General features: G+C 66.5%; 28 protein-coding genes. 23 read left to right on the forward strand and 5 right to left on the reverse strand.

The window, feature by feature from the left end; genetic code table 11:
- Nucleotides 1–64 precede the first annotated feature (64 nt).
- From C936_RS0108315 to mnhG, 9 genes are all read left to right on the forward strand, one after another.
- Nucleotides 65–1,453 carry a hypothetical protein gene (locus tag C936_RS0108315; RefSeq protein WP_018174752.1) on the forward strand — a complete coding sequence of 463 codons (1,389 nt, stop codon included), beginning with the start codon at nucleotides 65–67 and terminating at the stop codon, nucleotides 1,451–1,453.
- Between the two features lie 129 nt (nucleotides 1,454–1,582).
- Nucleotides 1,583–2,272: a TIGR04211 family SH3 domain-containing protein gene (locus C936_RS0108320; protein ID WP_018138673.1), complete on the forward strand. Its 690-nt coding sequence runs from the start codon at nucleotides 1,583–1,585 to the stop codon at nucleotides 2,270–2,272.
- 220 nt (nucleotides 2,273–2,492) lie between these two features.
- A complete protein-coding gene (locus C936_RS0108325) occupies nucleotides 2,493–4,796 on the forward strand; it encodes a putative monovalent cation/H+ antiporter subunit A (protein ID WP_018138674.1) in 2,304 nt (767 codons plus the stop codon).
- Complete coding sequence (locus C936_RS0108330) at nucleotides 4,793–5,218, forward strand: Na+/H+ antiporter subunit B (protein WP_012982162.1); 426 nt, start codon at nucleotides 4,793–4,795, stop codon at nucleotides 5,216–5,218. Before C936_RS0108325 ends, C936_RS0108330 begins: the two co-directional genes overlap by 4 nt.
- Nucleotides 5,218–5,565: a Na+/H+ antiporter subunit C gene (locus C936_RS0108335; protein WP_012982163.1), complete on the forward strand. Its 348-nt coding sequence runs from the start codon at nucleotides 5,218–5,220 to the stop codon at nucleotides 5,563–5,565. The genes C936_RS0108330 and C936_RS0108335 overlap by 1 nt, the downstream gene beginning before the upstream one ends.
- Nucleotides 5,562–7,067 carry a Na+/H+ antiporter subunit D gene (locus C936_RS0108340; RefSeq protein ID WP_018649001.1) on the forward strand — a complete coding sequence of 502 codons (1,506 nt, stop codon included), beginning with the start codon at nucleotides 5,562–5,564 and terminating at the stop codon, nucleotides 7,065–7,067. The genes C936_RS0108335 and C936_RS0108340 overlap by 4 nt, the downstream gene beginning before the upstream one ends.
- Nucleotides 7,064–7,537, forward strand: coding sequence for a Na+/H+ antiporter subunit E (locus C936_RS0108345; protein ID WP_012982165.1), 474 nt, complete (start codon nucleotides 7,064–7,066; stop codon nucleotides 7,535–7,537). Before C936_RS0108340 ends, C936_RS0108345 begins: the two co-directional genes overlap by 4 nt.
- A gap of 15 nt (nucleotides 7,538–7,552) precedes the next feature.
- The gene (locus tag C936_RS0108350) at nucleotides 7,553–7,828 is read left to right on the forward strand and encodes a cation:proton antiporter (protein ID WP_018138677.1); all 276 of its coding nucleotides are present in this window, start codon (nucleotides 7,553–7,555) and stop codon (nucleotides 7,826–7,828) included.
- Complete coding sequence (gene mnhG, locus C936_RS0108355; RefSeq protein ID WP_018138678.1) at nucleotides 7,821–8,216, forward strand: monovalent cation/H(+) antiporter subunit G; 396 nt, start codon at nucleotides 7,821–7,823, stop codon at nucleotides 8,214–8,216. Before C936_RS0108350 ends, mnhG begins: the two co-directional genes overlap by 8 nt.
- Nucleotides 8,217–8,337: 121 nt before the next feature.
- Here the strand turns inward: mnhG and C936_RS0108360 are convergent, their stop codons facing one another.
- Complete coding sequence (locus C936_RS0108360; protein WP_017925939.1) at nucleotides 8,338–8,790, reverse strand: hypothetical protein; 453 nt, start codon at nucleotides 8,788–8,790, stop codon at nucleotides 8,338–8,340.
- 199 nt (nucleotides 8,791–8,989) lie between these two features.
- On the opposite strand from C936_RS0108360, the gene C936_RS0108365 reads away from it, so the two are divergent.
- From C936_RS0108365 to C936_RS0108375, 3 genes are all read left to right on the forward strand, one after another.
- Complete coding sequence (locus C936_RS0108365) at nucleotides 8,990–9,658, forward strand: metalloregulator ArsR/SmtB family transcription factor (RefSeq protein WP_018174754.1); 669 nt, start codon at nucleotides 8,990–8,992, stop codon at nucleotides 9,656–9,658.
- Nucleotides 9,659–9,999: 341 nt separating this feature from the next.
- Nucleotides 10,000–10,734, forward strand: a complete 735-nt coding sequence (locus tag C936_RS0108370; protein WP_026278824.1) for an MBL fold metallo-hydrolase — start codon at nucleotides 10,000–10,002, stop codon at nucleotides 10,732–10,734.
- A 23-nt stretch (nucleotides 10,735–10,757) separates the two neighbouring features.
- Complete coding sequence (locus tag C936_RS0108375; RefSeq protein WP_018648999.1) at nucleotides 10,758–12,077, forward strand: MFS transporter; 1,320 nt, start codon at nucleotides 10,758–10,760, stop codon at nucleotides 12,075–12,077.
- A 15-nt stretch (nucleotides 12,078–12,092) separates the two neighbouring features.
- On the opposite strand, the gene C936_RS0108380 is transcribed toward C936_RS0108375, so the two are convergent.
- On the reverse strand, nucleotides 12,093–12,551 hold the full coding sequence (locus C936_RS0108380; RefSeq protein WP_018174757.1) for a DUF6231 family protein: 459 nt from the start codon (nucleotides 12,549–12,551) through the stop codon (nucleotides 12,093–12,095).
- 103 nt (nucleotides 12,552–12,654) lie between these two features.
- On the opposite strand from C936_RS0108380, the gene C936_RS0108385 reads away from it, so the two are divergent.
- From C936_RS0108385 to C936_RS0108405, 5 genes are all read left to right on the forward strand, one after another.
- Nucleotides 12,655–13,137 (forward strand): Crp/Fnr family transcriptional regulator, encoded by a 483-nt coding sequence (locus C936_RS0108385; RefSeq protein ID WP_012982173.1) that lies wholly within the window; start codon nucleotides 12,655–12,657, stop codon nucleotides 13,135–13,137.
- A 17-nt stretch (nucleotides 13,138–13,154) separates the two neighbouring features.
- Nucleotides 13,155–13,943: a YdcF family protein gene (locus C936_RS0108390; RefSeq protein WP_018648998.1), complete on the forward strand. Its 789-nt coding sequence runs from the start codon at nucleotides 13,155–13,157 to the stop codon at nucleotides 13,941–13,943.
- Nucleotides 13,944–13,969: 26 nt separating this feature from the next.
- Complete coding sequence (locus tag C936_RS0108395; RefSeq protein WP_018648997.1) at nucleotides 13,970–16,006, forward strand: hypothetical protein; 2,037 nt, start codon at nucleotides 13,970–13,972, stop codon at nucleotides 16,004–16,006.
- 86 nt (nucleotides 16,007–16,092) lie between these two features.
- Nucleotides 16,093–16,725, forward strand: coding sequence for a YdbL family protein (locus tag C936_RS0108400; protein ID WP_038038620.1), 633 nt, complete (start codon nucleotides 16,093–16,095; stop codon nucleotides 16,723–16,725).
- A gap of 36 nt (nucleotides 16,726–16,761) precedes the next feature.
- Complete coding sequence (locus C936_RS0108405) at nucleotides 16,762–18,120, forward strand: YhjD/YihY/BrkB family envelope integrity protein (RefSeq protein ID WP_018648996.1); 1,359 nt, start codon at nucleotides 16,762–16,764, stop codon at nucleotides 18,118–18,120.
- Between the two features lie 23 nt (nucleotides 18,121–18,143).
- Here the strand turns inward: C936_RS0108405 and C936_RS0108410 are convergent, their stop codons facing one another.
- Nucleotides 18,144–18,758, reverse strand: a complete 615-nt coding sequence (locus C936_RS0108410) for a YceI family protein (protein ID WP_018174761.1) — start codon at nucleotides 18,756–18,758, stop codon at nucleotides 18,144–18,146.
- Nucleotides 18,755–19,531, reverse strand: coding sequence for a CDP-alcohol phosphatidyltransferase family protein (locus tag C936_RS0108415; protein ID WP_018138687.1), 777 nt, complete (start codon nucleotides 19,529–19,531; stop codon nucleotides 18,755–18,757). Before C936_RS0108415 ends, C936_RS0108410 begins: the two co-directional genes overlap by 4 nt.
- A gap of 110 nt (nucleotides 19,532–19,641) precedes the next feature.
- On the opposite strand from C936_RS0108415, the gene C936_RS0108420 reads away from it, so the two are divergent.
- From C936_RS0108420 to C936_RS0108440, 5 genes are all read left to right on the forward strand, one after another.
- Nucleotides 19,642–20,619 (forward strand): zinc-binding alcohol dehydrogenase, encoded by a 978-nt coding sequence (locus tag C936_RS0108420; RefSeq protein ID WP_018174762.1) that lies wholly within the window; start codon nucleotides 19,642–19,644, stop codon nucleotides 20,617–20,619.
- 31 nt (nucleotides 20,620–20,650) lie between these two features.
- Nucleotides 20,651–21,049 carry a 6-carboxytetrahydropterin synthase gene (locus C936_RS0108425; RefSeq protein ID WP_018138689.1) on the forward strand — a complete coding sequence of 133 codons (399 nt, stop codon included), beginning with the start codon at nucleotides 20,651–20,653 and terminating at the stop codon, nucleotides 21,047–21,049.
- 3 nt (nucleotides 21,050–21,052) lie between these two features.
- On the forward strand, nucleotides 21,053–22,096 hold the full coding sequence (locus C936_RS0108430; RefSeq protein ID WP_018138690.1) for a glycosyltransferase family 4 protein: 1,044 nt from the start codon (nucleotides 21,053–21,055) through the stop codon (nucleotides 22,094–22,096).
- A gap of 1 nt (nucleotide 22,097) precedes the next feature.
- Nucleotides 22,098–22,898 carry a hypothetical protein gene (locus tag C936_RS0108435; RefSeq protein WP_018174763.1) on the forward strand — a complete coding sequence of 267 codons (801 nt, stop codon included), beginning with the start codon at nucleotides 22,098–22,100 and terminating at the stop codon, nucleotides 22,896–22,898.
- 523 nt (nucleotides 22,899–23,421) lie between these two features.
- On the forward strand, nucleotides 23,422–23,664 hold the full coding sequence (locus C936_RS0108440; protein ID WP_017925927.1) for a hypothetical protein: 243 nt from the start codon (nucleotides 23,422–23,424) through the stop codon (nucleotides 23,662–23,664).
- Between the two features lie 86 nt (nucleotides 23,665–23,750).
- Here C936_RS0108440 and C936_RS15190 read toward each other — a convergent pair whose 3' ends face one another.
- A complete protein-coding gene (locus C936_RS15190; protein WP_018138693.1) occupies nucleotides 23,751–24,542 on the reverse strand; it encodes a hypothetical protein in 792 nt (263 codons plus the stop codon).
- Between C936_RS15190 and C936_RS0108450 the strand changes: the two genes are divergently transcribed.
- Nucleotides 24,541–25,254: a hypothetical protein gene (locus C936_RS0108450; RefSeq protein WP_018138694.1), complete on the forward strand. Its 714-nt coding sequence runs from the start codon at nucleotides 24,541–24,543 to the stop codon at nucleotides 25,252–25,254. The genes C936_RS15190 and C936_RS0108450 overlap by 2 nt on opposite strands.
- The last annotated feature ends 71 nt before the right edge of the window (nucleotides 25,255–25,325 follow it).

Below are 25,325 nucleotides of genomic sequence, written 5' to 3' on the forward strand. Positions count from 1 at the left end.
GCAAGCAGGGTAGGTGTGGGGCCCGGCGTGTCCGGGCGACAGGCAGGACCGACGAGGGGGTGGCGTGGCGATCACAATCCTGATGGTGACTCTGGCGATCGTGGTCGCCATCGTGCTGCTGGACTGGGCGCGGAATCCGGTGCGCACGGTGCTGCTTGCGATCACGGGCGGGCTGGTCCACCTGGTATGTGCGCTGCGCCGGCATCTCGTACATGTGCGGGATGCCGTGACCGGTTGGCATCGCCGGTATCTGGCACGGCTGGAGGCCGATCGTATCCACGGGGCGGTGGAGGCCCTGGAACGTCGGTATGCCCACCTGGTGGGGCATGACCTGGCGCAGATGCCGCAGCTTCGCCAGGAGTCCACTGAAACCTTGCGCGCCCTGCGCGAGGCCTACGAACGGGACGAGACCCGCCTGCTCGAGGAACCCGCCTGGGTAAGCCGTCTCGAGGCACTGGCCAGCACCCCCGTCAGTGATACCCCGCAGAGTCAGCGTCTCGCGCAGGATCTCCAGGAGACGATCCTGCGTATCGCGCGGCTGGGCATGGAGGAACACCGGCAGCTGGCGCAGGGCATGCTGGCCGCCCGGCGGCGGCTGGAGAGCCCGGTGGATCAGCTGGTCGGCCGTCTGGAGGGTCTGCAAAGGCGTCTGGGCGACCTGCAGCGTCAGGGGGGCCGCCTGGACCACGCCCTGACGCGCTGCGAGCAGACCGAGCCTTCGATCCGCCATCAGATGCCTTCGTATATCCAGGCCGTCAGCCAGGGTTTGCTGGGCCTGCTGGGGCTTGCGCTGACGGTGCTGGCGGTCACGGTGTACCACCAGCTCTTCGGGCCGCCGTTTGACGGGCAGTTCCCGGGTGCCGAGGACGCGGGGCCCGGGACGCTCTCGGATCGGATCATTGCGCTGCTGCTGGGGATTGCGCTGGTAAGCGGGTGGCTGCTGGCCGAGAGCCGCGGGGCGGTCCGGCTGCTGCCGCAGGCGGTGATGGAGCGCGACAACTGGGCCCGAATGGGCCTGGTGGTCACGGCATTGCTGGTGCTGGCCGCCGTGGTGGTGCTGTCGGGCCTGGCCGGTTATCACCTGGAGTGGGTCCGCTATCGCAACGATTTGCTGGAGACCCTGATGGCCGGGGAGGTCGCGCCACCGCCCACGCTGTACTGGACCGAGCAGATGGTTGGTGCGGCGGTCGGGCTGGTGGTGCCGCTGGTGGTGGCGCTTGCGCCGCTGTGGCTGGTCTCCCTCCTGCAGGCGATACGGGTGCTGGTCGGAGGGCTGCTCGGCATCCTGCTGGCGCTGCTGACGGGTGTGCTGCACCTGCTTGCCGTGATTGCATTGCAGCTGCGCAGGCTGCTGCCGGCCCTGTTCGAGCTGGTCACATTCCCGGCGCGCGCGGTGCGCGAACGGCTCGCGGACCGTTCGACGTCGGCCCGGGATGCGGATGCCGGAATGTGACGCGGATCACCCCGCAGGCGGTGCGTTGCCGCGAGCCACGAATGCCACTGTAGAATGCGCCCCCGGCCATGCAGGCGACGTTGACTCCATGGTCGGATCAGGCAACCAGGCGAGAGGCAGGACATGGGCATGCAGATGCAGCGGGTGATGCGCGGACTTACGGTATCCGGGATTCTGATCCTGGGCGGCTTGACCGCGACGGCAGTGATGGCCGAGACCACGCGTTTCGTCAGCGACGAGCTGGAGGTCGGGGTGCGGAATGGCACCGGGCCGAACAGCCGCATTATCAGTTCAGTGCGCTCGGGTCAGGAGGTCACGGTGCTCGAGGAGAGCGGCGATGGCCATACCCGTATTCGCCTGCCCAGCGGCACCGAGGCCTGGATCCTGACCCGTTACCTGCAGGACGAGCCGCATTCCCGTGAGCGCCTGGAAGAGGTCGAGGCCGAGCTGGCCGAGATTCGCTCGGGTGCGGACGACCAGGAAGGCCGGATTGCCGAACTGCTGGATACCCGCCGCGAACTCGAAGCCGAGCGCGATGGCCTGGAGACGCAGGTGGCGGACATGGAGTCCGAGCTCGAGGAGCTGCGCGACGTCGCGGAACGGCCGCAGGAGATCCAGCGCGAAAACCGGCGCCTGGAAAGCGAGCTGGTAGAGGCCCGTGATTCCGCGGACGAGTATCGCCGCCAGGTGGAGGTGATGCAGGCCGACAGCCAGCGGCGGTGGTTCATGACGGGTGCGGCGGTGACGGTTGGCAGCCTGATTCTTGGCATTATCCTGACGCGCATCCCATTGCGCCGCCGCCGCAGCGACTGGTACTGATCCCCCCTTCCGTCTCCGGGGTTGCCCGGGGACGCGCGCCGAAACGTGCCCCCATACGCGTTTCTTGCGTGCCGGCGATCGAGCCATTAGGCTTTCGCAGCTGTTTTGAAGCCGTCGCCGGTGGTCCTTGGTGGCGGACGCAACTCCAGGAGCGTGATTCCGGGCAGGTCGTACGGGGTCACGCGGATAACGCCCGACGCAAAAGGACTCAGCTGGCCGGATGCTCTACGCAATTCTGTCAACATTCCTGGTGGCCGCGATCGCACCCGCGGTCCATCGTGTCACCGGTCGCGCCAGCGGCTGGGTGCTGGGGCTCCTCCCGGCGGCGCTGTTCCTCTATTTCCTGAGTTTCCTCCCTGCGGTCTCCGCCGGCGAGTCCATCGTGCTCAGCTGGCCCTGGCTGCCGGGGCTGGATATCCACCTGTCGTTCCTGGTGGACGGCCTGTCGCTGCTGTTCGCGCTGCTGATCTCGGGTATCGGGTTCTTCATCGTCACCTATGCCGGGCGCTATCTCGAGGGGCACCGCGACCTCGGGCGCTTCTACGTGATTATCCTGGCCTTCATGGGCTCCATGCTGGGGCTGGTGCTGGCGGACAACCTCATTGCGATGTTCGTGTTCTGGGAGCTGACCAGCATCACGTCCTATCTGCTGATCGGCTATAACCACGAGAACGCGGACGCCCGGAAGTACGCACTGCAGGGCCTGATTGTCACGGTCGGTGGCGGCCTGGCGCTGCTCGCCGGGATCATCATGCTGGCGATGGCCGGCGGCTCCTACGAGCTCTCCGAGATCCTGGCCAACGGCGATGTCGTCCGCGAACACGCGCTGTACCTGCCTTTACTGATTCTGATACTGATCGGGGCCTTTACCAAGTCGGCCCAGGTCCCGTTCCACTTCTGGCTGCCGCGTGCGATGGCCGCGCCGACGCCGGTCTCCGCCTATCTGCACTCGGCCACCATGGTGAAGGCCGGGGTGTACCTGATGGCGCGCCTGAATCCTTCGCTGGGTGGGACCGATATCTGGTTCACCACGCTCGCGCTGTTCGGCGCGATCACGATGTTCACGGGCGTCTTCCTGGCCTTCCGCAGCACGGGCGTGAAGCAGGTCCTGGCCTATTCCACCGTGATGGCGCTGGGCACGCTGACCATGCTGATTGGTATCGGCACCGAGACCGCGCTGATGGCCGCGATGGCCTTCCTGCTGGCGCATTCTCTGTACAAGGGCGCGCTGTTCATGGTCGCCGGCATCCTCGACCACGAGGCTGGGGCCAAGGACTTCCTGCAAACCGGGGGGCTGCGCACCGCGCTGCCGATCACGGCCGCCTTCGCGATTCTTGCAGCGTTGTCGCTGGGTGGGGTTATTCCGCTGTTCGGCTTTGTTGCCAAGGAGCTGATGCTGGAGTCGGTGCTCGAGGCACCGGGTCTGGTGGGTATCCTGACGCTGCTGGCGGTACTGACCGCGATCCTCGGGGTGGCGGTCGCCGCGATCGTCGGCATCCGGCCGTGGTTCGGGGCTCGGGTGGAAACACCCAAGACCCCGCACCACGAGGCACCGCCGGCGATGCTGGCCGGCCCGGTCGTGCTGGCGAGCCTGGGACTGATCTTTGGCCTTGGGCCGGGGCTGGCGGACGACGGGCTGGTCAACGCCGCGGCGGCGAGCGTGCAGGGCGCGCCGGTGGATGGTTACCTGGCGCTGTGGCACGGCATTAACTGGCCGCTGGCGATCTCCGCGTTCAGCCTGGTCGCGGGTGGTCTGCTCTACTGGCGCTGGGAGCAGGCGCGTCGGGCCCTGGCCTGGGTCGATCGGGCCGCTGAATACGGCCCGGAGAAGGGCTACTTCAAGATGATGGATGGCCTGGTCTGGATCTCCGAATGGCAGACCCGGGTCCTGCAGAACGGCTATCTGCGCTACTACGTGATCGTGATCGTCGCGATGACCGCGGGCCTGGTCGGAGTGACCGCGCAGCTGTTCAACGTGAGTGTCGGCACGGCGCACTTCGAGCGCCTGCAGATCCACGAGATGGCCATTATCGCCATCCTGGTGGCGTCGATGCTGTTCGCGGTGCTGACGCGCTCGCGTCTGGGCGCCGTGGCAGCGCTGGGCTCTCTGGGCTTTACGGTCGCCCTGGTGTACGTGCTGTACAGCGCGGCCGATGTGGGGATCACCCAGGTGCTGGTTGAGACCCTGACGGTAATCCTGCTGGTGCTGGTGCTGTTCCGCCTGCCGGGTTTCCTGAATCTGTCGTCTACCGCGCTGCGGCTGCGCGATGCCGGTATCGCGCTGGTCACCGGCGGCATGATCACGCTGCTGATGCTGAGCACAATGGATGCGCGCCTGTTCGACTCGATCTCGCAGTACTTCATCGAGGAGTCGGAGCCCTCGGGCTATGGCCGTAACATCGTGAACGTGGTGCTGGTGGACTTCCGGGCACTGGATACGCTGGGCGAGATCTTCGTGCTGGCCCTGGCCGCGATCGGGGTGTACGCGATGATTCGCTTCCGTGCGGAGGACCACCGCCGATGAACATGCACTCGCTGATCCTGCGCACGGCCGGGCACTTTCTGCTGCCGCTGCTGCTGCTGTTCTCCGTGTTCCTGCTGCTGCGCGGCCACGACGAGCCGGGTGGCGGGTTTATCGGTGGCCTGGTCGCGGCGGCGGCGATCGTGTTGTACCTGTTTTCCATGGACATCCGCTCCGCGCGCAAGGTGCTGCGCGTGGACCCGCGCGACCTGCTGGGTGCCGGCATGGTGCTGGCGGTCGTGAGCGCACTGCCCGCGGCCTTCCTGGGGCAGGCGTTCTTCACGGCCCAGTGGTGGGAATTCACGGCCCCGGTCTTCGGCGAGATCAAGCTCTCTACCGTGCTGATCTTCGATATCGGCGTCTATCTCGTCGTGATCGGGTCGGTGCTGACGATCATGCTCAACCTGGCGGAGGCAGAAGACTGATGGAAGTCGTCATGGCCTTCGTGGTCGGCGGTATGTACGCCGCGGCCATCTACATGATGCTCCGGCGCTCGATCGTCAAGCTGGTGATCGGCCTGGTGTTGCTGTCGAACGCGGCCAACCTGCTGATCTTTACGCTGGCCGGCATGCTGCCGGGCGCGCCGCCGCTGATCCCGCCGGGTGCCACGGTTCCTGAAGGGCTGTCGGCCGATCCGCTGGCGCAAGCCGTGGTGCTGACCGCGATCGTGATCGGCTTCGGCGTACTGGCATTCGCCGTAGTGTTGATACATCGCGCCTACGAGGTGGTGAAGGTCGATGATCTGGACCAGATGAAGGACACGGATCGATGAATATGTCCGTTGCCCTTCCGGTCATCATCCCGCTGCTCGCCGGCGCGCTGTCGGTGATGTTCTGGCGCTCGCATTTCGCGCAGCGTGCGCTGGGCGTGCTCGGCACTGGCGCCATGCTGGCGGCCACCGTCTGGCTGCTGATGGAGACCTGGGAGAACGGCCATGTCGTGATGGAGATGGGCTCCTGGCCGGCGCCGTTCGGGATCGTGCTGGTCTCCGACATGCTGGCGGCGATCATGGTGGTGCTGACTGGCATCATCGGCTTTGCGACCGCGATCTATTCGCTCTCGGGCATCGGCAAGATGTCGGAGAAGTTCGGCTACTACCCGTTGCTGCATCTGCTGCTGGCGGGCGTGAACGGCGCGTTCCTGACCGGCGACATCTTTAACCTCTATGTCTGGTTCGAGGTGATGCTGGTCGCGTCGTTTGCGCTGCTGATCCTGGGTGGCGAGCGCTCGCAGATGGAAGGGGCGATCAAGTACGTCACCCTGAACCTGCTGTCGTCGATGATCTTCCTGACTGCGATCGGCCTGACCTACGGCCTGACCGGCACGCTGAACATGGCGGATATCGGCGACAAGCTCTCCACGGTGGAGGACACCGGGCTGATCACCGTGATCGCGATGCTGTATCTGGTCGCGTTCGGGGTGAAGGCGGCGGCGTTCCCGTTCTTCTTCTGGCTGCCGGCCTCTTATCACACGCCGAAGGTCGCGGTCTCCGCGCTGTTCGCGGGCCTGCTGACCAAGGTTGGGGTGTACGCGCTGTACCGCGTGTTCACACTGATCTTCAACCAGGATGTGGACTACACCCACGAGATCCTCCTGTGGGTGGCCGCGGCCACGATGCTGACCGGCGTGCTTGGGGCGGCCGCCCACTACGAGTTCCGGCGCATTCTGTCGTTCCACATCATCAGCCAGATCGGTTACATGATCATGGGTCTGGCACTGTTCACACCGCTGGCACTGGTCGGTGGGGTGTTCTACATCATGCACCACATCATCGTGAAGGCGAACCTGTTCCTGATCAGCGGGATCACCTTCGTGATGAAGGGGACCCATGAGCTCAAACTGATGGGCGGGGTCTACCGGACGAACCCGATGCTGGGCGTGCTGTTCCTGATCCCGGCGCTGTCACTGGCGGGTCTGCCGCCACTGTCCGGGTTCTTCGCCAAGTTCATCATCATCCGCGCTGGCATCGAGGCCGAGGCCTACTGGGCGGTGGGCGTGGCTCTGCTGGTGGGTCTGCTGACGTTGTATTCGATGATCAAGATCTGGGCCGAGGTGTTCTGGAAGGCGCAGCCGGAGGGCGTTGAGGGCGAGCTCCGTGATGTCAGTTCGGGCCCGATGATCTGGATGTGGGTGCCGGTGATTATGCTGGCGCTGATGACCGTGGCCATTGGCCTGTACGGCGAGCCGATCTACCAGATGGCGGCGATGTCCGCCGAGCAGCTCCTGGATCCGTCGCAGTATATTGAGGCCGTGCTGGGAGAATCACGGCAATGATCGCGCTGACCTGGAATATCGCGCTGGCCCTGATCTGGGTGTTCCTGACCGGGAACTTCACAGGGGGCAATCTGCTGATCGGGTTCTTCCTCGGCTATGTCCTGCTGGCGTTCGCGCTGCGTGACAAGCCGGCCTTCGCGAGCTACGCGCGACGGGTGCCCAAGTTCATCGCCTTCATTGGGTTCTTCCTGTGGGAGCTGTTCCTGTCGAACCTGAAGGTCGCCTACGATGTGATGACGCCGACGCACCACATGGTGCCGGGCGTGATTGCCTTTCCGCTGGATGCGCAGACCGATGGCGAGATCACGATCGTCGCGAACCTGATCTCGCTGACACCGGGCACCCTGAGCCTGGACGTCTCGACCGACCGGAAGGTGCTCTACATCCATGTAATGTACCTGGAAGACCGCGATGCGGTGATTCGGTCGATCAAGTATCTGGAACACCGGGCCCTGGAGGTCCTGCGCTAGGCGCGGGGGACACAGATGTTCGAAATCGCCATCATCGTGGCCAATGTACTGCTCAGCATCTCCCTGGTGCTGGGGTTCTGGCGTCTCTATCTCGGGCCGACGCTGCCCGATCGCGTGGTGGCGCTGGAACTGATCGCGTCCCTGACCATTGGCTTTATCGCGGTGTACGTGATCTCCAGTGGCCGGACCCCGTTTATCGACGTGGCGATGGTGCTGGCTCTGACCGCCTTCCTCGCCGCGGTCGGATTTGCCCGCTATCTCGAGAAAGGGGGGCACCGCGAAGATGATTGAGCTACTGACGGCGTTGTTCCTGGTGTCCGGGGCCGCTTTCATGGTGGTGGCCGCGCTGGGGCTTGTCCGCATGCCGGATTTGCCGATGCGCCTGCACGCCACCACCAAGGCGGGTGTGCTTGGGGCCGGCCTGATGATGGTGGGGGTCGCCGTCTATTTCGGCGACGGGGGCGTGACCACCCGCGCCGTGGCAGTGATTGGTTTTCTGCTGCTGACGGCCCCGGTGGCCGCGCATGCGATCGGCCGTGCAGGGTATTTTGTCGGGGTGCCGTTGTGGGAACACACACGCTCCGACGAACTCAAGGGTCGCTACGACAACAAGACCCACACCCTTGCCTCGCCCCCGGAGATGAACGAGTCCTCCTCGGACGACGAACCCCGACGCTAAGTCCGACCTGGCTGGCATCGTGGTCGGTCAGCCATAAAAAAGCCGGGACGCAAGGTCCCGGCAATGGGCACAGTCGCAGGAGAGAAATACGACTGGAGGTCACTCCGCCATCAGTGCAGGTTCAGGCCGCCTGATGGGTTTCCTTCGCCTCGCGAGCGGCCTTGGCCTCTTCCGGCGAATAGGCCGCGCCAGACCAGAGCATTTCGTAGGCAATCTCTTCGTTACCGTTTTCGCACAGCTCCAGGACCTCCTGGAACAGCGGCTGGAAGGTCTCGCTGCGATGCGAGGCTTCGTGTTCTTCGAAGCTGCGCCAGAAGGTGATGATCAGCGCCTCCTTGTCCTTCATCGGGCTCTCCACGGCCTGGCCGATGGTCGAGCCCTCGTTGGAGACGGCGCCGGAATTCAGCGCGACAAAGCCGCCGACGAAGCCGGTGTCCGAGTGATAGGTCTTTACGTTCTCGCACAGCATGGCGACGCGCTCCTGCAGGTCGTCGATGCTGTACTCCGGCTTCAGGATCACGCGGTTGATGGTGACGACGCCGTCGGCCGGGAAGTTGTGGATCAGCTGGCTCATGGTTGTCCTCCTTTCGGGAACGGGTACCCCTCGGTTGGGGCACGGCTTGTTGGTTAGTTTGTTACCAACTGCTGATGAATAGTTCCTGAGTAATCTAGTCAAGAAAAAATTCGGTGCAACAAACCCGCGTTCCTGTTCAGGCCTTGCGCGTCAGGGCAGGGCGGTCTACCTTGCCGACTTCCCCATCAGGAATGCGTTCATGTCTGATCGCGAACTGAAAGATTTGCTCTATGACCAGGTCGCCCGGATCGGCAAGGCGGCGTCCAGCCCGAAGCGGCTGGAACTGATCGAGATCCTGGTGCAGGGGGAGAAGAGCGTCGATCAGCTCGCGGCGGATGCCCAGATCAGCGTCAAGCTGGCCAGTGCCCACCTGAAGGACCTCCGCCAGGCCTGCCTGGTGGAGTCCCGGCGCGATGGACGGCGTATCTTCTACCGGCTGGCAGACCCACGTGTGGCCGATTTCTGGGTCGTGCTGCGCGAGCTGGCCGAGAGCCGCTTGCTGGAGTTGCAGGGCGCTGTGCGCGACATGGCGGCCAGTGCCGGCGACATGGTGCCGCTAGGTGGCCAGGAGTTGCTGGAGCAGGCACGCAAGGGTGAGTTGATCGTGCTGGACGTTCGCCCGGACACCGAGTACGCCACCGCGCATCTGCCGCACGCCCGCTCCATCCCGCTGCGCGAGTTGAAGCAGCGTCTGGACGAATTGGCGCCGGATGTCCCGGTCGTTGCCTATTGCCGGGGACCGTACTGCCTGATGGCGCGCGATGCGGTCGCGATCCTGGGCGAGCACGGCTTCCGCGCCGTCCGGTTGGACCACGGTGTCGCCGAATGGCGCCATCAGGGTCTGCCCCTGGAACAAGGGAAACACTGATCAGTCTTTCCCCGGGTCTCTCAGACCGCTGAGCCCACCTCGGCTGGCGGACCGCCCGCCAGTTCGTTTACTCCCACAACAGCGCCTCCAGCGGAGGCCTGTGGGCTATGTGCAATCGGACGTTCGTCCGTGTGCTGCGGTGGAGCCCCATCCGCATACGCCAGCACGTATTTGACATCCCTTCGGCCGCGGACTAGGTTACGTTCTAACGAACGTTAGAATGAATGCTGTGTCAGGTGGATTCCGTTCGATTGTGGGGCGAGGTTCCCGGAACGGAACCACTCGATTCCCCATTCTCGGCGATCTCTGGCCGTCATCATGGATGATCCAGGAGGTGTCTCATGTTTTTCCGTCAGTTACCGACTACAGAATCTTCATTGTCGTATCTGTTTGGATGCGGGTCGCTCGGCAAGGCGATTGCTGTGGACGTCGTCGAGGGTGACCAGGAGTGGTTCCTGGAGCAGGCACGCCAGATTGGCGTCGAGATCACGCACGTGATCGATACCCATGTCCATGCCGATCACTATTCCGGTGGTCGTGATCTTGCAGAGCGCACCAGCGCGAAGTACTGCCTTCATGAATCGGATCGCGAGGTGGTCGAGTTTGATTTTCATCCCCTGCGCGATGGCGACCGGATCGAGGCCGGTAATGTCGAAGTAGAGGTCCTCCACACGCCGGGCCATACGGAGGACAGCGTGTGTCTGCTGGTGACCGACAAACGTCGCGGCGGGCAGCCCTGGTTCGTGCTGACGGGGGACACGCTGTTTATCGGGAGCGTCGGGCGACCCGATCTGGCCGGGCAGGAGCGCGAGATGGCCGGGCGGCTCTACGACAGCCTGCATCAGCGGCTGCTGGGGCTGCCGGATGAGCTCGAGATCTATCCGGGCCATTACGCTGGAAGCGCCTGCGGCGCGGGCCTGTCGGGCAAGCCGTCCTCCACCCTGGGTTTCGAGAAACGCTTTAATCCGGGGCTCGCATTCAGCGATCGCGATGCGTTCGTCGACTTCCTGACGAGTGATATCCCCCCGCGACCGGCGGGCATGGACGCCTATGTAGCCGCCAATATCGCGGCCTGAGTGGCGCAAGACAAGGAACTCTGATGAGCGATCCATCCAGGGCCGCCCAGGCCTATGAACACCTGACCCACGGGATTCGCGAGAACCTCGGGCAGTTTGGGCAGCAACTGATCCAGGTCTTCTTCGTGGGCCTGACGATCGGGATGATGCGCACCGTCATCCCGGCGCTGGCCGAGGACGAGTTCGGCGTGGCCGAGGGCTCGTTCATGCTGCTGACCGCGTTCGTCGTCGCGTTCGGCGTGGTCAAGGGCGTGCTCAATTTCGTTGCCGGGCGGCTGTCCGAACGCATGGGGCGCAAGACCGTTCTGATGCTCGGCTGGATGGCGGCCATCCCGATCCCGTTCATGATCCTCTACGCGCCATCCTGGAGCTGGATTGTGGCCGCGACCGTCCTGTTAGGCGTGAATCAGGGGCTCGCCTGGTCGATGACCCAGACCGCGAAGATGGACATCACCCGGGGCGACGAACGCGGCTTCACGATGGGCATGAACGAGTTCTCCGGCTATGTCGGGGTGGCCGTGGCCGGGATCGTGACCGGCTATATGGCCGCTGCCCTCGGGCCGCGCATGGGGGTGTTCGTGTTCGGCATAGTCGTGATCGCGATCGCGGTCCTGATGACTGCACTGTGGGTGCGCGAGACCCTGGACTGGGCCAAGGCCGAGGGGGCCCGGCATGCGGCCGGGCAATCCACCGGGCCACAACCGCGCTATCCCAAATCGATCGCCGATACGCCGACCACCTGGGAGGTGTTCACGCTGATGTCCTGGCGTGACCGGCGCATGGCCGCGTTCAGCCAGGCGGGCCTGGTGGAGAAGTTCGTCGATGCCCTGGTCTGGGTGTTCTATCCGGTGTTCCTGTATCAGCAGGGGCTGAGCCTGGCCGCGATTGGCTGGGTCGTGGGGATCTACGGCTTTGTCTGGGGTGGCTCGCAGTTCGCCACTGGCAAGCTCTCCGACCATGTGGGGCGGTTGCAGCCCATCGTTTGGGGTATGTGGATTTGCGGTGCTGGCGTGGCCCTGACGCTGCTCGGCGAGGGGGTCGTCTGGTGGTCGTTCGCGGCGGCCGTAACCGGCCTTGGGATGGCGCTTCTGTATCCCAATCTGAGCGCGGCGGTCGCCGATATCGCCCATCCGAACTGGCGCGGCTCGGCGATCGGGACCTACCGCTTCTGGCGGGACCTGGGCTATGGCATCGGTGCACTGGCCCTGGGGGTCGTCGCCCACATCGGCGGTTCGGTCACCTGGGGCTTCTGGTTCGTGGCCATCGCCATGTTCCTGTCCGGTGCGCTGGTACTGCTGTGGGGGGAGGAGACCCACCCGCGGCTGAACCCCGAGAAGGATTAGGCACCCGCCGCGCGCCTACCAGCGCGCCTTGTCCCACATGCCCGGGTTGGCCCAGAAGCGGGCATTCAGCCAGTCGGGCGTCAGCTTGTAGTCATACAGGCTGGTGCGGTAGACCGCATGATCCGGCGCGGCGGATTCGGCGTCCGGGTCCCGGCGAAAGCCCAGCGCAAGAAACTCGTTCAGCCCCCAGCGTTCATCGTCCAGCCGATGCAGGATCAGCACCTCGTCCGCCCAGCGATCCCGCAGCCCGCCGAGCAGGTTCTGGCCGGTCGGCCTATCCAGCGCGCTGAGGGTGTCCAGCAGCAGGACCAGTGGCACGCGGGATTCGGGCGGGTGTTCGAGAAAGTCCTCCACGGTGATCTGTTCCAGCCCCGGTGGGCTGTCCGGTGGCTTGGCCCCGGCCGCGAGCAGAACAGCCCGGCCCTCGCGCAGGCGGCGCGGCAGATGTCGGCGCAGGGCATCAATGTCGATCAACGCAGGCCTCCTTGGTAATTCCCGTCGCCTGTGCCGACGGCGTGTTCGTTATACTCTAAATGACTCCCACTGCTACTGCGGACCCGTTAGAAGGAAGCCCCTCATGTCCAAGGAACTGCTGACCGAATTCCTCTCCAAGCACCCGATCTCCGCGTCCCTGACGCCTGCGGAGGTGGAAGTCCTGCTCGAATACCTGGAGGTGGTGGAGACCCACCACAAGCAGGTGATCGCGGATATCGGCGAGGTGGGCGAGTCGCTGTTTTTCGTGGTGAGCGGGACGGCCGCGTTGTATCACGACGACGGCAGCCAGGAGATCGAGGTGGGCCGCATGCAAACCGGCGAGCTGGCCGGGTCGATGTCGTTCTTTGACCGGGTGCCGCGCGGCGTGCGCATGCGTGCGCTGAGCGACAAGACGCGGCTGCTGCGCCTGTCGCGCTCGATGTACGACCGCCTGCGTGTGGAGAACCCGTATATCGCGGTGAACCTGCTGGAGTTCGCGATCATCAGCCTGGATCACCTGATCCGCCGTGTCTCGGAGGACGTGGCGACCTACGCCCACTACCTCTACTCCCCGGGCAAGAAGTAAGCCCCCCGGGACCGCCCATGCTCGCGTCCCTGCAAACCATTGCGGAACACCTGCTGTTGCCGCCGGGGCTGGGTATCGCCCTGACGGTGTTGGGCGTGCTGTTGTGGCGGGCCGACTGGCGTGGTGGCCCGCCGCTCCTGGCGCTGGGGCTGCTGGCGCTGGTGCTGCCCAGCCTGCAGGTCGTGGCACAGCCCCTGGCGGATACCCTCGAGCGCGAGGTGCGCGACAGCGTACTGGCGACCGGGCGGGCGGATGCGATCGTCATCCTGGGCGGTGGCCGCTGGGTGGGGCGCGCGGAGGACGCCGGACACGACGCCCTGAACCCCCGCACCCACGAGCGTGTGCGCGAGGGCGCGCGGCTGCATCGTGCCACCGATCTCCCCATTGTGGTCTCGGGCGGGGTACCGAGGGCCCTGCCCGGGCGGCGCTCGGAGGCCGAACTGATGGCCGCGACCCTGCAACAGGATCTCGGTGTCTCGGCACGCTGGCTCGAGAACACCTCGCGCAACACCTGCGAGAATGCCACGCATACACGCCAGCGCTTGCAGGGGCAGGGCGTGGATACCGTGCTGGTGGTGACCCAGGCGATGCATCTGCCGCGGGCCCTGGAGTGTTTCGAGCGCGCCGGGTTCGACGCCTACCCGGCGCCCGCCGGTTTCCGCGGTGCCACCGGTGACCCGCGTAGCCTGCGGGACTTCCTGCCCACGACCGAGTCTATCGAGACCTCGCGCTTTGCCCTGCGCGAGTGGCTGGCGCGGGCGGCATTGCCCCTGCGCGAGCGTCAGCGCGGCAGTTCGGGAGACTGAGGCCCGTGCCCCGTCCGGTGCGCTGGATGCTGGCGGGGCTTTGCGCGGGCGGCATCGTGGCGATGCCGTTTCCAGTGCTGGCCGAGTCCGATGTGTCTTTTGGGGCCGATCTGAATATCGAATCGCTGATGCACGAGGCCCTGAGCGCCGAGGGGCTGAGCTCCCGCATTGGCTGGCGTGACGGGCGCCTGAGCCTCGAGCTGCGTGCCGAGCGCATCGAGCTGCCGGAGCCGGTGGGCACCCTGACGGCCGCGCGGGTGGAATGTACCGAGCTGCGCCTGACCCGGCGCGAGGTGGCCTGTGACGACGCGCGTCTGTGGGGACGCTCGGGCGACCTGCGACTGGACGGGCACCCCCTGTCGCTGGCCTGGGGCCGCGACAGCGGCGATCTCCGACTGGCTGGGGACTGGCCCGGTTGGTTCGGCGGGCGCGGGAGCCTGCGCGCGGATTTCGCCCCCGAACGCGGCTGGGATGTCGATGCCCGGTTGCGAGGATTGGATCTCCAGGCGCTGGCCGCATTCGACCGCTTGCCTCTGGAACTCCCCGTCGCCGTCGACGGGGGACGGGCGGACCTCGATCTGCGGTTGCGTCCGGATGGCCGGCTCACCGCACGTCTGGGGTTGGAAGATGTTGCGTTCAGCGATCCGCTGGGCCTGCAGGCCGGCGAGGAACTGCGCGGCCAGGCGCAGTTGTCCGGGGACGGCACGCGCTGGGACCTGGATCTCGCCCTGGAGGGTGGCGTGATCTACATCGACCCGTGGTTTGTGGACCTGGACGACGAGGGGCCGGTGGAGATTTCCCTCAATGGGTTGGAGGGGGACCCCGGGCCCCTGACGTTCCGGATGGATGTCCTGGGTCTGCGCTACGGCGCTGCGCTGGAGGCTCGCGGCGAGGCGGTGGCCTACGATCCGGAGGCGGGGCTGGATGGCGTATTTCACGGGCGGGTCCATGCGCTCGCCCCGGTCTACGATTCCTTGTTGGCGCCCTGGCTGGCCGGGACGGTACTCGGCGATCTGGCCACCGGGGGGCAGATCGCAGGGCATGTGGAGCTGGCGGGCTCGCAGCCCCGGCGCGCGGATCTCGAGTGGGCGGAACTGGATGCCAGCGACCGGCGGGGGCGTTTCGGCCTGGCCGGTGCGCGCGGGGCACTTGACTGGTCGGCGGACGAGGCGGGCAGCCCCGGGACCTTCGCGTTGGATGCCGCGCACCTGTATGGGCTGCCGTTCGATGCGTTCGAGGCGCAGGTCCGGGCCCTGCCAGCCGGCATGGAGCTGCTGGCCGAAACCGAGATCCCGATCTTCGATGGCGGGTTGCGGGTCGGGGCCTTCGAGTTGCGCCAGACCGACGCAGGACCGGATGTGCGCTTCGAGGGTGGTATCCGCGCGATCAGTCTGGAGCCACTGACCGAGGTGCTGGGCTGGCCGCGATTCTCCGGGCGGTTGGCCGGCATGATCCCCCGGGTGCGCTACGAGCGGGGGGATCTGAACGTGGATGGCCGTTTGCTGGTCCAGGTGTTCAACGGCGAGGTGGTGTTGCGCGATGTGTATATCCACGACCTGCTGGGCTATGCCCCGGAGCTGGGCCTGTCGGCCGAGATCCAGCGGCTGGATCTGGATCCGTTGACGCAGGCGTTCGACTTCGGTCGCGTCCAGGGCCGTATCTCCGGGCATGTGCGCGATCTGGTGATGGTGGACTGGTCGCCGGTGCGCATGGATCTGGAGTTGATGACGCCGGAGCGTGATCGCGGGCGCCGACGGATCAGCCAGCGGGCGGTGGAGAACATCACCGAGCTGGGCGGAGGGCTGCAGGCCGCGGCTTCGTCGGTCTTCCTGCGGGTGTTCGAGAACTTCAGCTACCGCCGTCTCGGGTTTCGCTGCGAGTTGCGTGGCGAGGTCTGCACCGCCTCCGGCGTGGCCGACCGCCCGGATAGCGGCTTCGTGCTGGTGCAGGGCGGGGGCATCCCGCAGATTCAGGTGATTGGCTACAACCGCCGGGTCGACTGGCCCGAACTAATCAACCGCCTGGCGACCATCCAGGCCGGAGAGGGCCCGGTGGTGCAATAAGCGGCTTGGCGTTTGGTTGCCGTTCAGGGTGTTGGTGTAGATTGGGCATCATGCGGGTTGAACCGCCTCGACAAGGGAAGTACGGCATGAAGGCTTTATGGAGTGTTCCGGGATTGGCGCTGGTGTTCGCTCTGATGGCGGGCTGCGTGACCATCAATATCTATTTCCCGACGGCCGCGGCCGAGGAGGCGGCGCGCGCGATCGTGCGCGACGCGCTGCAGGTCGAGGAGGGTACCCGGGAGCCGGAAGCGTCGTCTGAAGCCGAGCCCGGTGCGATGCTGATGCCGCGCAACAACCCGGCGAACGCCAACCTGCCGGTGCTGGCCTGGGTGCTGGATCGACTGGTGAGCCCGGCCTCCGCGCAGAGCCCCGACCTGCAGATCCAGACCCCCGCGATCAACCGTATCCGCGCCTCCATGCGCGAGCGGGCGCCGCAGCTCGCGCCGCATTTTCGCAGCGGGGCAATCGGCTTTGGGCGCAACGCCGATGTGGTGATCCGTGATTTGTCCGAGGTTCCGCTGCGCGATCGCAGTACCGTGCAGCGGCTGGTGAGCGAGGAAAACTCGGACCGCGACTCGCTTTACCGCGAGATCGCGCGCGCGAACGACCGCCCGGACTGGGAAGACCGGATTCGCGAGACCTTCGCCCGGGTCTGGGTGGAAGAGGCGCCCTCCGGTTACTGGTACCAGGACCGCAACGGCCAGTGGCAGCAAAAATAGCCCGCTCATGAGCCTGCCAGGCACAGGGAGTGGTTCGTGCCGGCGCTGACGCTGGCCGAACGCATCGAGGCCCAGCGCCAGCGTCTGGTATCGCTGGTGCAGGATACCGACCTGACGCGGCTCCCGCGCTGGAAGGCCCTGCTGCTCGGGATCGTGCGGGGTGCGGGCGCGATCGTGCACGAGGCCAAGGAAGGCCAGCTCACGCTGCGCGCGATGAGTCTGGTCTATACCACGCTGCTGTCCATCGTCCCGCTGATCGCGTTGTCGTTCTCCGTACTCAAGGCCTTCGGCGCGCACAACGCAGTCGAGCCGGTGGTGCTCGGGTTTCTCGAGCCGCTGGGGGAGCAGGGGGTCGAGATCGCGAACAACGTGATCGAATTCGTCGACAACATGCGGGTCGGCGTCCTCGGTTTTGTCGGTCTGCTGTTCCTCGTCTACACCGTGATTGCGCTGGTGCAGAAGATTGAACTGGCGTTCAACACCATCTGGCGGGTCGAGAACAGTCGCAACTTCGCCCAGCGCTTCTCCAACTACCTGTCGGTGATCCTGATTGGTCCGCTCCTGGTGGTCTCCGCCCTGGGCATCACCGCGACGGTGATGTCCACCACGGCCATGCAGACTCTGGCCGGGATCGAGCCGTTCGGCACGCTGATCACTGGCGCCTCGCGCATGGTTCCGTATCTATTGATCATGGCCGCGTTCACTTTCATCTACGTGTTTGTGCCAAACACTCGAGTACGGTTGTTCCCGGCCCTGGTTGGGGCTGTTGTGGCCGGCTTGCTGTGGCAGAGCGTGGGCTGGGGGTTCGCGACCATGGTGGCCGGTTCCACTCGCTATGACGCGATCTATTCGGGCTTCGCGATCATGATCCTGTTGCTGATCTGGATCTATCTGGCCTGGCTGATCCTGCTGATCGGGGCCAATGTGGCCTTCTACGTACAGCACCCCGAGTACATGACGGTGCGCGGCCTGCGCCTGCGCCTGTCCGGCGCGGCGCGTGAACGCATGGGCCTGCATCTGATGCAGCAGGTGGGTCAGCGTTTCCTCGACGGCCGCTCGCCGCCAACACTGGACCATGTGGCGCATGACCTGTCAGTGCCGGGCAATGCCCTGGGCGAGGTCGCGCAGGCGCTCGAGTCAGCGGGGCTGCTGGTGCGTGCCGGTACCGATGCGACACGCTATGTGCCGGGGCGGGACCTGGAACGCATCCGGGTGGAGGAGATCCTGGAGGCCCTGCGCCAGGACGCGGATGCCCGTGCCCTGCGCCGCCTGGCGGGCGATCCGGCGGTCGAGGCCACGCTGGAGGAACTGGAGGCCGCACGCCGTGACCGCCTAGACGGCCGTACCCTGCGCGACCTGCTGAACAGCGAGGGGGCCGCGCCGGCCACCACCTGAGCGCCGGCGTCCGGCGCCGGGCTTCACTGGCGCTGGGCCTCGAACTCGATGATCAGTTCGACTTCGTCTCCCACGATGTCGCGCGTCAGGCCGTAGGTCATGCCGAAGTCCGAGCGGTCGAAGCTGCCGCGCATCGAGGCCCCCAGCACGTAGGGTCGGCCGAACATCCCGCCGAGCGGAAACGGATAGCGGCCCACCTTGTTGATCGTGACGTCCAGGGTGACCGGCCGGGTCTCGCCCAACAGTTCCAGGTCGCCGGTCAGACGCCCGGTATCATCGCCGGTGGGCTCGTACTGGGTGGCGGTGAAGCGCATCTCCGGATATTCCTCGACATTCAGGAAGTCATCGCTGCGCAGGTGGTCGTCGCGTTCCTCGTGGTTGGAGAACACGCTGTCGGTCTGCACGACGAAATACCCCTCACGCAGCTCCCGCGTCTCCGGGTCGAAGGTGAATTCGCCCTCGGCTTCCAGGAACATGCCCAGGACCTTGGCGTAGCCGGCATGATCGACCAGAAAGCCGACCGCGAAGTGCTCCGGGTCGATCTCCCAGCGATCGGCCTGGGCCAGCGCGGAAACGGGGAGGGCCAGGGCCAGCAGACCGGCCAGGAGCAGGGAGCGTGGGGTGCGGGCGTGGATCATGTCGAACCTCCGGGACGATGACGGTGTAGCCAGTGGATGTCGGTGGCGAACGAGCTGGTCAGGGCCGCAAGCCCCGCCAGGGCGACGGCGATCGCCGCCATCGGGGGCAGGCTCGGGAGCAGGGCGACCAGGAGTACGCCGGTCTGTAGTACGCAGACCGTCTGGCGCCGCCGGCTCGGGGGCAGGTCCGCGCCCAGCCAGGGCCAGATGCGCTGCGCACCCAGGAACAGATAGCGCATGGCACCGATCAGCACGACCCAGGCCCCGACCGCGGTCATCCACCAGACCAGAATCGAGAGGACGAGGATGATGGCCGCGTCCAGTTCCATGTCAAAGCGGGCGCCGAAGGCCGTGCGACTGTTTGTGCGGCGGGCAACGGCACCATCCACGCCGTCCAGGATCAGGGCCGCTCCGGCCAGGCCCAGGATCCACAGCATGACAGTGGTACCGGGGACCGCGCCCGAGGTCAGGACGAGCGCCCCCAGGGGCGTGGCGATGGCAGCACGGGCCAGCGTTACACGGTTGGCCGGGCCGGGTCCGCGGTGCGCATCGGTCAGACCGCCCTGCGGAGTGTTCAGGACCAGCATCAGCCCCAGCAGGATCCAGATCCCTGCGTGTGCGACCAGCAGGGCGGCCACGGCACCGATCTGCCAGCCCAGCAGTGCGGAGAGTACGAGCCCGCCCGCGCCGGCCAGCGCCCAGTCCCGCGCCCAGGTGCGCAGGCCCGTGCGCGCGCGTTCCGGCCAGCGGTTGGAGCTCAGCGTGGAATCCATGGCTCGAGTGTAGTCGCCTCGGGGAAACACGGTGGAAACGCCCGCGAGTTGCCGGGAATCACGACCATCGACCACACTGGCCCTATGTTTGACGATGATCGAACCGCTCCGTGAGCGCTCCCTCTGCCACCGCCTTCTGGGTCATCGGACCGGGCCAGGGCGAGCTGCGTGATGAGCCCCTGGAGGCACCCGGTGTCGACGAGGTGCGGGTGCGCAGCCGCTATTCCGCGATCAGCCGCGGGACCGAGTCTCTGGTGTTTCATGGCCGCGTCCCCCCCAGCCAGTACGCCGCGATGCGCGCGCCTTTTCAGGCGGGCGAATTCCCGGCGCCGGTCAAGTACGGCTATATCAGTGTCGGCGACGTCGTCGAGGGCCCCGGGGCGGGGCAGATGGTGTTCTGCCTGCACCCGCACCAGTCCGACTATGTTGTTCCGACCCAGGCTGTAGTGCCGGTGCCGGCGGGCGTCCCGGCCGAGCGTGCCGTGCTGGCGGCCAACATGGAGACGGCGATCAACGCGGTCTGGGACAGCGCCGCCGGCCCCGGGGATCGCATCGCCGTGATCGGCGCGGGTGTGGTGGGCCTGCTCGCCGCCTGGTTGTTGCGAAGGATTCCCGGAACCGAGGTCTCCGTGATCGACCCCAACCCTGCGCGCGAAGACATCTGTGCCGCACTGGGCCTGGCCCTTCTGGCCCCGGAGCAGGCCGCCTCCTTGCAGGACCTGGACCTCGTGGTGCATGCCAGTGGAAACCCGGCTGGCCTGCGCCAGGCGCTGACCTTGGCGGGTGTCGAGGCGCGGGTGGTGGAGATGAGCTGGTACGGTGACGCAGGCGTGGATCTGCCGCTGGGGGAGGGCTTTCACGCGCGTCGCTTGACCTTGCGCAGCTCGCAGGTCGGGCGCATCCCGCCCGAGCGGTCGTCGCGCTGGGATTACCGTCGCCGGCTGGCGCTCGCACTCGAACTGCTCGATGACCCGGCGCTGGACGGCCTGATTACCGGTGAGGATGCGTTTGCCAATCTCCCGGCCGTGATGCAGCGGGTGACAGGGCCAGAGGCGGACCGTACGCTGTGCCACCGAATTCGCTACTGATCCTGCTCACCCAAACGCGCAAGGAAACCGCATGTACAGCCTGAATGTCCGTGACCACTTCATGATCGCCCATAGTTTCTCCGGCGACACGTTTGGTCCGGCGCAGAACCTGCACGGCGCCACCTATGTGGTGGACGTGACCTTCCGCCGCGTGGCACTGGATGCCGATGGGCTGGTGGTGGATATCGGCCGGGCAAGCGAGGTCCTGCGGGCCATCCTGGCCGAGCTCAATTACCAGAACCTCGACGATCGTGAAGACTTCCGTGGTCAGAACACGACCACCGAATTTCTCGCTCATGCGATCCACCAGCGCGTGGCGCAGGCCATCGCCCAGGGGGAACTCGGCGAGTCGGCCCGGGGACTGGACGCCGTCGCGGTGACGCTGCACGAGTCCCATGTGGCCTGGGCGAGCTACGAGGGCGCTCCCTGAGATATGCCCGAGCTTGGTTTCGTGGTCCCGGGGGCACTGGACCAGCCCACGGGCGGGTACCGCTACGACGCGCGCATGATCGCCGGGCTGCGCGAGCAGGGCTGGCGGGTCGAGCTGCGCGAGCTGGAGGGCGAGTTCCCCGGGCCTGATGCGCGCGCGGAACGGGCCCTCGAAGAGGCCCTGGCGAGCTTTCCGGATGGCATGCGGGTGCTGGTCGACGGACTGGCCGCGGGTGCGCATCCCGCCACCTTGCGGCGTCACGCAGGGCGCCTGCGGCTCGTCTACCTGATGCATCACCCGCTGGGCCTGGAGGCGGGGCTTGCGTCTGCGCGCTCCCAGGAACTCCTCGAGTCGGAACGTGCGGCCGTGGCCCTCGCCTCGCGGGCGGTCGTGACCAGTGACTACACGCGGGCGCAGGTGGCCGACTGGGGTGTGCCGTCCGAACGCCTTTGCAGCATCCCGCCTGGCGTGGAACCGGCGCCGCTGGCCCGTGGCCCGGAGGATGAGGTGCCGGTGCTGTTGTGCGTGGCCGCCTGGGTGCCCCGCAAGGGACAGCTCGAGCTGGTGCGCGCGCTGTCCGGCCTACGCGATCGGTCCTGGCGGGCCGAGCTGGCTGGTGCCATGGATCGCGATCCGGACTACACGGCCGCTGTGCGTGCTGCCATTGCCGAGAGTGGTCTGGATGCGCGAATCTCGGCCCCGGGAGTGCTGACACACGAGGGCTTGGCGGAGCTCTATGACCAGGCCTCGATCTTCGTGCTGCCGAGCGCCTACGAGGGTTTCGGCATGGCCTTTACCGAGGCAATGATGCGCGGCCTGCCGGTCGTTGGGACCACGGGGGGCGCCATCCCCCAGACCGTGCCGGAGACTGCGGGCCTGCTGGTGCCGCCCGGGGACGTGGAGGCCTTGCGCCGGGCACTGGGGAGTCTGCTGTGCGACGCCGAACAGCGTCGGGGCATGGGCCGCGCGGGTCGCGCGCATGCCGAGTCTCTACCGGGCTGGACGGAGGGTGCCCGTCGTCTGGCTCTGTGGCTGGAGGTGGCCTGAGATGGCCGAGCGCTTTGCCGGAGACTGGCTGGCTCTGCGCGAACCGGCGGATCATGCGGCCCGGCCGGAATCCCTGCTCGGGCCCTTAAACGACGCGCTTGCGGGGTGCAAGACACCCCTGCAGGTCTTGGATCTAGGTAGCGGGGCCGGTTCCAACCTGCGCTATCTGGCACCGCGCCTGACCGGGCCGCAGAACTGGACCCTGGTGGATCACGACGCCGACTTGCTGGCGACGATCTCAGCGCCGGACGGGGCCGTTACCGTCACCCCGCAGGTGCTCGATTTCTCGGGTGCCCCACCCCCGGTCCCGCCGGATGCAGGTTTGGTGACGGCCTCCGCCCTGCTGGATCTGGTCTCGGCGAACTGGCTCGACCGCCTGGTGATGACGCTGACCGAATGGCCGGTCCCGGCGCTGTTCGCGCTCAGCTACGATGGGCGTATCGAGTGGAGTCACCCGCATGCGGCCGACGAGCGCGTGCGTAATGCGGTGAATCGCCATCAGCGCACGGACAAGGGCTTTGGCCCGGCCCTGGGGCCCGAGGCTGCGGCTTATTGTGCTCGAGCCTTGACCGCCAACGGCCTTCGCGTGATCACCGAGACCAGTGACTGGCAGCTGGGGCAGGGCCAGGCGGCGCTTGCGGCTGCCCTGATCGGAGGCTGGGCGGAGGCGGCGGCCGAGATGGAGCCGCAGGGTCGTCCATTGTTCCAGGACTGGGCGCGTTCCCGAGTCAGGGATATCGCGGACGGGCGGGTGCATCTGAGCGTTGGGCACTGCGATATGCTGGTGTTAGGGAAACACTGATCTGCCCTCGTGTAATTGGCGGGAGTAACTGCGGCGATTGTGTTGTCACACGCCTTGAGGAGAACGTGCAGTTCGCCGGAATCCCGCATGGCGGTTGAATCTGGCGGCGCCTGGAGAAGGAGCCCAAAACATGAAACGACCACAACACTTTTTTTGGGGGTTTGCATGCGTTGCCGGCCTGCTACTGGCGGGGCCGGCGCTGGCCCAGGATGCAGATTCCGCGTCTGACAGGCCGGGTGCCATGCACGCGCCCACTATCCCCGGTCCCTATGGCTACCCGGGAATGCACGGTCAGGGTGGACATCCTGGCGGGCCGGGCATGATGCATCGAGAGGCGGTCCCGGGGCCGTATGGTCAAGGCCCCCGGGGGGCTGGCCATAGAGGCATGATGTACGGGCCCATGGGTTCGGGCCCCCATGGTTCCGGGCATGGCTACGGGCCTGGTTACGGCTATGGCTACGGGTACGGCTATGGTCCCGGTTACGGCCAGCGGCCACATCACGGTCCCTATCACGGCGGGCCGATGCAGTACGGCATGCCGTATGGCCCCGGCGGGAAGGAGCGCATGCGCGACTTTGACCCGGACTTCGATCCCGAGGACCGCGAGGCGATGCGCGAGCACATGCGCGAACGCCAGGCCGAGCACGAAAAAATGCGCGAAGCACACCGCCAGGCTGCGGAGCGCGCGCGCGAGGTCTATCGCGAGGAAATGCGCCGTCACCGCGAGGCCATGCAAGAGCAGCAAGACGACGCCAACGGATCCTGAACCCTGGCGCGACCTACGGGGGCCGGGCGTTCGTCCAGCCCCGAATTCACATAGTCAGCTCCGACGGAGGTTTCGTCATGAGCCAGTCACGCAGTCTTCTCAAGGCCGGGGTCTTTGGCGCCCTGATGGCCGTCCCCTTCGCCGTTTCCGCGCAGTACGCACCTGGCGACAACTCTGGCCTTGCGCCTTACTCCGGGCCTGCCGGTCTGGGTGAGCGCCCCGCCTTTGAGAGCGAGCGGGGCCACGGTCTGGATCAAGCCCAGGCACCTGGTGGTGGTTCGGGTGGCGACCCGGGTGGCCCGGCTGGCGGTGCCCCTCCGGGTGGCGAGCCAGGGGGTCCCCCGGGTGGAGCGCCTCCGGGCGGTACCCCGGGCGGTGCACCGCCGCCTGGGCAGGACCGAGGCGGAATGCCGGGGCAGGGCGAACCGCCGCAGCAACGAGACCCGCAGCAGCGCGATGTCGAGCCGGGCGAGCCCCCGGGCGCGCGTGATCCCCAAGGTCGTGACCCGCAGGGCGCGCCGCCAGGACAAGGGCCGCAGGGCCAGCCGCCCCAAGGGCAACCGCCTCAGGGCCAGCCTCCGCAGGGTCAGCCACCTCAGGGCCAGCCTCCGCAAGGGCAACCGCCCCAGGGCCAGCCGCCGGGTGGTCAGGGCATGCCCCCTCGTGATGCCGAGCCCCCGGGTGGGGCCAGCGGGGATGGCCCCGGCGATCCTCCCCCTACCGAGGGTGGTATGGGTGATGAACCGTCCTTTGACGACGACACTGACCTGACCCCGGAGATGAACGATTGACCGTTCCGGGCGAATAACGCGCGGTGCGGACCGGCCGCTACAGAGGATGTAGGATTGAACTGGAAGGTAAATCGAAAGGTGACGCATGGATAACGCAGACAAGCCGCGAAGCTTTATCAACCGCTACTTCATCGTGATCGTGATCGTGCTCTGGTTCATCGCCTGGTCGGCACGTGACGTGCTGGCCCCGAGCGCCGAGGCGGTCCCCGAGGACGAGACCGCCGAGCAGGCCGACGCAGTGCCCGCCGACGATGCCGATGCGCAGGACGAGGCAGCCGCGAAGGATGAAGCCACGGAGGACGATGTTCGCCCTGGCCCGGCCCGTGAACTCGATGACGAGGGGGACCCCGATCCCATGACCGGGGCTGCGCATGATCAGCCGTACGTTCAGGAGGACGCGGAGGATGAGGCGGCTGCCGACCTGGCTACCGAGCGCGAGCCCGCGTTCGAAGGTGATGCAGCGGTCGAGGTGGACGCCGAGCGTGCCGCGCAGTCTGCCCAGGCGGCTCTGCAGGCTGGGCGTGATGCCTACTGGCGTGCGGGACCGCGCGCGGCGGTAGCGGTACTGCGCGAGGGGCTGGAGGCGCTGCCTAAGGATTCGGTGCAACGTGCGGATCTGTATGGCGAGCTCGGCAACGCGTTGTTTGCCATGCGCGATTTCGGGGCCGCGATGGATGCCTGGGAAGGTGCCCTCAAGGTGCTGCCCGAGAGCGAGCGGCAGCGTATGATCGAGCGCCTCGCCCCGGTTTACGACCGTCATCATGAGGAGGGTGCGGCGCACCTGGATGAGTATCGATAGAAGAACGTGAGCCAGTAAGCGTTTCTTCGGCGTTTTCGAACCTTTGTGAGGGAAACGCTGGATCGCCAGCG

Origin of the sequence: Thioalkalivibrio sp. ALJ4 (assembly GCF_000377225.1) — a bacterium.
Taxonomy (GTDB): Bacteria; Pseudomonadota; Gammaproteobacteria; order Ectothiorhodospirales; family Ectothiorhodospiraceae; genus Thioalkalivibrio.

What these genes read in the sequence shown, in the direction of transcription:
- C936_RS0108320 (WP_018138673.1), top strand. Translation starts at nt 1,583, where the DNA reads ATGCAGATGCAGCGGGTGATGCGCGGACTTACGGTATCCGGGATTCTG.
- C936_RS0108325 (WP_018138674.1), top strand. Translation starts at nt 2,493, where the DNA reads ATGCTCTACGCAATTCTGTCAACATTCCTGGTGGCCGCGATCGCACCC.
- C936_RS0108330 (WP_012982162.1), top strand. Translation starts at nt 4,793, where the DNA reads ATGAACATGCACTCGCTGATCCTGCGCACGGCCGGGCACTTTCTGCTG.
- C936_RS0108335 (WP_012982163.1), top strand. Translation starts at nt 5,218, where the DNA reads ATGGAAGTCGTCATGGCCTTCGTGGTCGGCGGTATGTACGCCGCGGCC.
- C936_RS0108340 (WP_018649001.1), top strand. Translation starts at nt 5,562, where the DNA reads ATGAATATGTCCGTTGCCCTTCCGGTCATCATCCCGCTGCTCGCCGGC.
- C936_RS0108345 (WP_012982165.1), top strand. Translation starts at nt 7,064, where the DNA reads ATGATCGCGCTGACCTGGAATATCGCGCTGGCCCTGATCTGGGTGTTC.
- C936_RS0108350 (WP_018138677.1), top strand. Translation starts at nt 7,553, where the DNA reads ATGTTCGAAATCGCCATCATCGTGGCCAATGTACTGCTCAGCATCTCC.
- mnhG (WP_018138678.1), top strand. Translation starts at nt 7,821, where the DNA reads ATGATTGAGCTACTGACGGCGTTGTTCCTGGTGTCCGGGGCCGCTTTC.
- C936_RS0108360 (WP_017925939.1), bottom strand. Translation starts at nt 8,790, where the DNA reads ATGAGCCAGCTGATCCACAACTTCCCGGCCGACGGCGTCGTCACCATC.
- C936_RS0108365 (WP_018174754.1), top strand. Translation starts at nt 8,990, where the DNA reads ATGTCTGATCGCGAACTGAAAGATTTGCTCTATGACCAGGTCGCCCGG.
- C936_RS0108370 (WP_026278824.1), top strand. Translation starts at nt 10,000, where the DNA reads ATGTTTTTCCGTCAGTTACCGACTACAGAATCTTCATTGTCGTATCTG.
- C936_RS0108375 (WP_018648999.1), top strand. Translation starts at nt 10,758, where the DNA reads ATGAGCGATCCATCCAGGGCCGCCCAGGCCTATGAACACCTGACCCAC.
- C936_RS0108385 (WP_012982173.1), top strand. Translation starts at nt 12,655, where the DNA reads ATGTCCAAGGAACTGCTGACCGAATTCCTCTCCAAGCACCCGATCTCC.
- C936_RS0108390 (WP_018648998.1), top strand. Translation starts at nt 13,155, where the DNA reads ATGCTCGCGTCCCTGCAAACCATTGCGGAACACCTGCTGTTGCCGCCG.
- C936_RS0108395 (WP_018648997.1), top strand. Translation starts at nt 13,970, where the DNA reads ATGCTGGCGGGGCTTTGCGCGGGCGGCATCGTGGCGATGCCGTTTCCA.
- C936_RS0108400 (WP_038038620.1), top strand. Translation starts at nt 16,093, where the DNA reads ATGAAGGCTTTATGGAGTGTTCCGGGATTGGCGCTGGTGTTCGCTCTG.
- C936_RS0108410 (WP_018174761.1), bottom strand. Translation starts at nt 18,758, where the DNA reads ATGATCCACGCCCGCACCCCACGCTCCCTGCTCCTGGCCGGTCTGCTG.
- C936_RS0108415 (WP_018138687.1), bottom strand. Translation starts at nt 19,531, where the DNA reads ATGGATTCCACGCTGAGCTCCAACCGCTGGCCGGAACGCGCGCGCACG.
- C936_RS0108425 (WP_018138689.1), top strand. Translation starts at nt 20,651, where the DNA reads ATGTACAGCCTGAATGTCCGTGACCACTTCATGATCGCCCATAGTTTC.
- C936_RS0108430 (WP_018138690.1), top strand. Translation starts at nt 21,053, where the DNA reads ATGCCCGAGCTTGGTTTCGTGGTCCCGGGGGCACTGGACCAGCCCACG.
- C936_RS0108435 (WP_018174763.1), top strand. Translation starts at nt 22,098, where the DNA reads ATGGCCGAGCGCTTTGCCGGAGACTGGCTGGCTCTGCGCGAACCGGCG.
- C936_RS0108440 (WP_017925927.1), top strand. Translation starts at nt 23,422, where the DNA reads ATGCAGTACGGCATGCCGTATGGCCCCGGCGGGAAGGAGCGCATGCGC.
- C936_RS0108450 (WP_018138694.1), top strand. Translation starts at nt 24,541, where the DNA reads ATGGATAACGCAGACAAGCCGCGAAGCTTTATCAACCGCTACTTCATC.
- C936_RS15190 (WP_018138693.1), bottom strand. Translation starts at nt 24,542, where the DNA reads ATGCGTCACCTTTCGATTTACCTTCCAGTTCAATCCTACATCCTCTGT.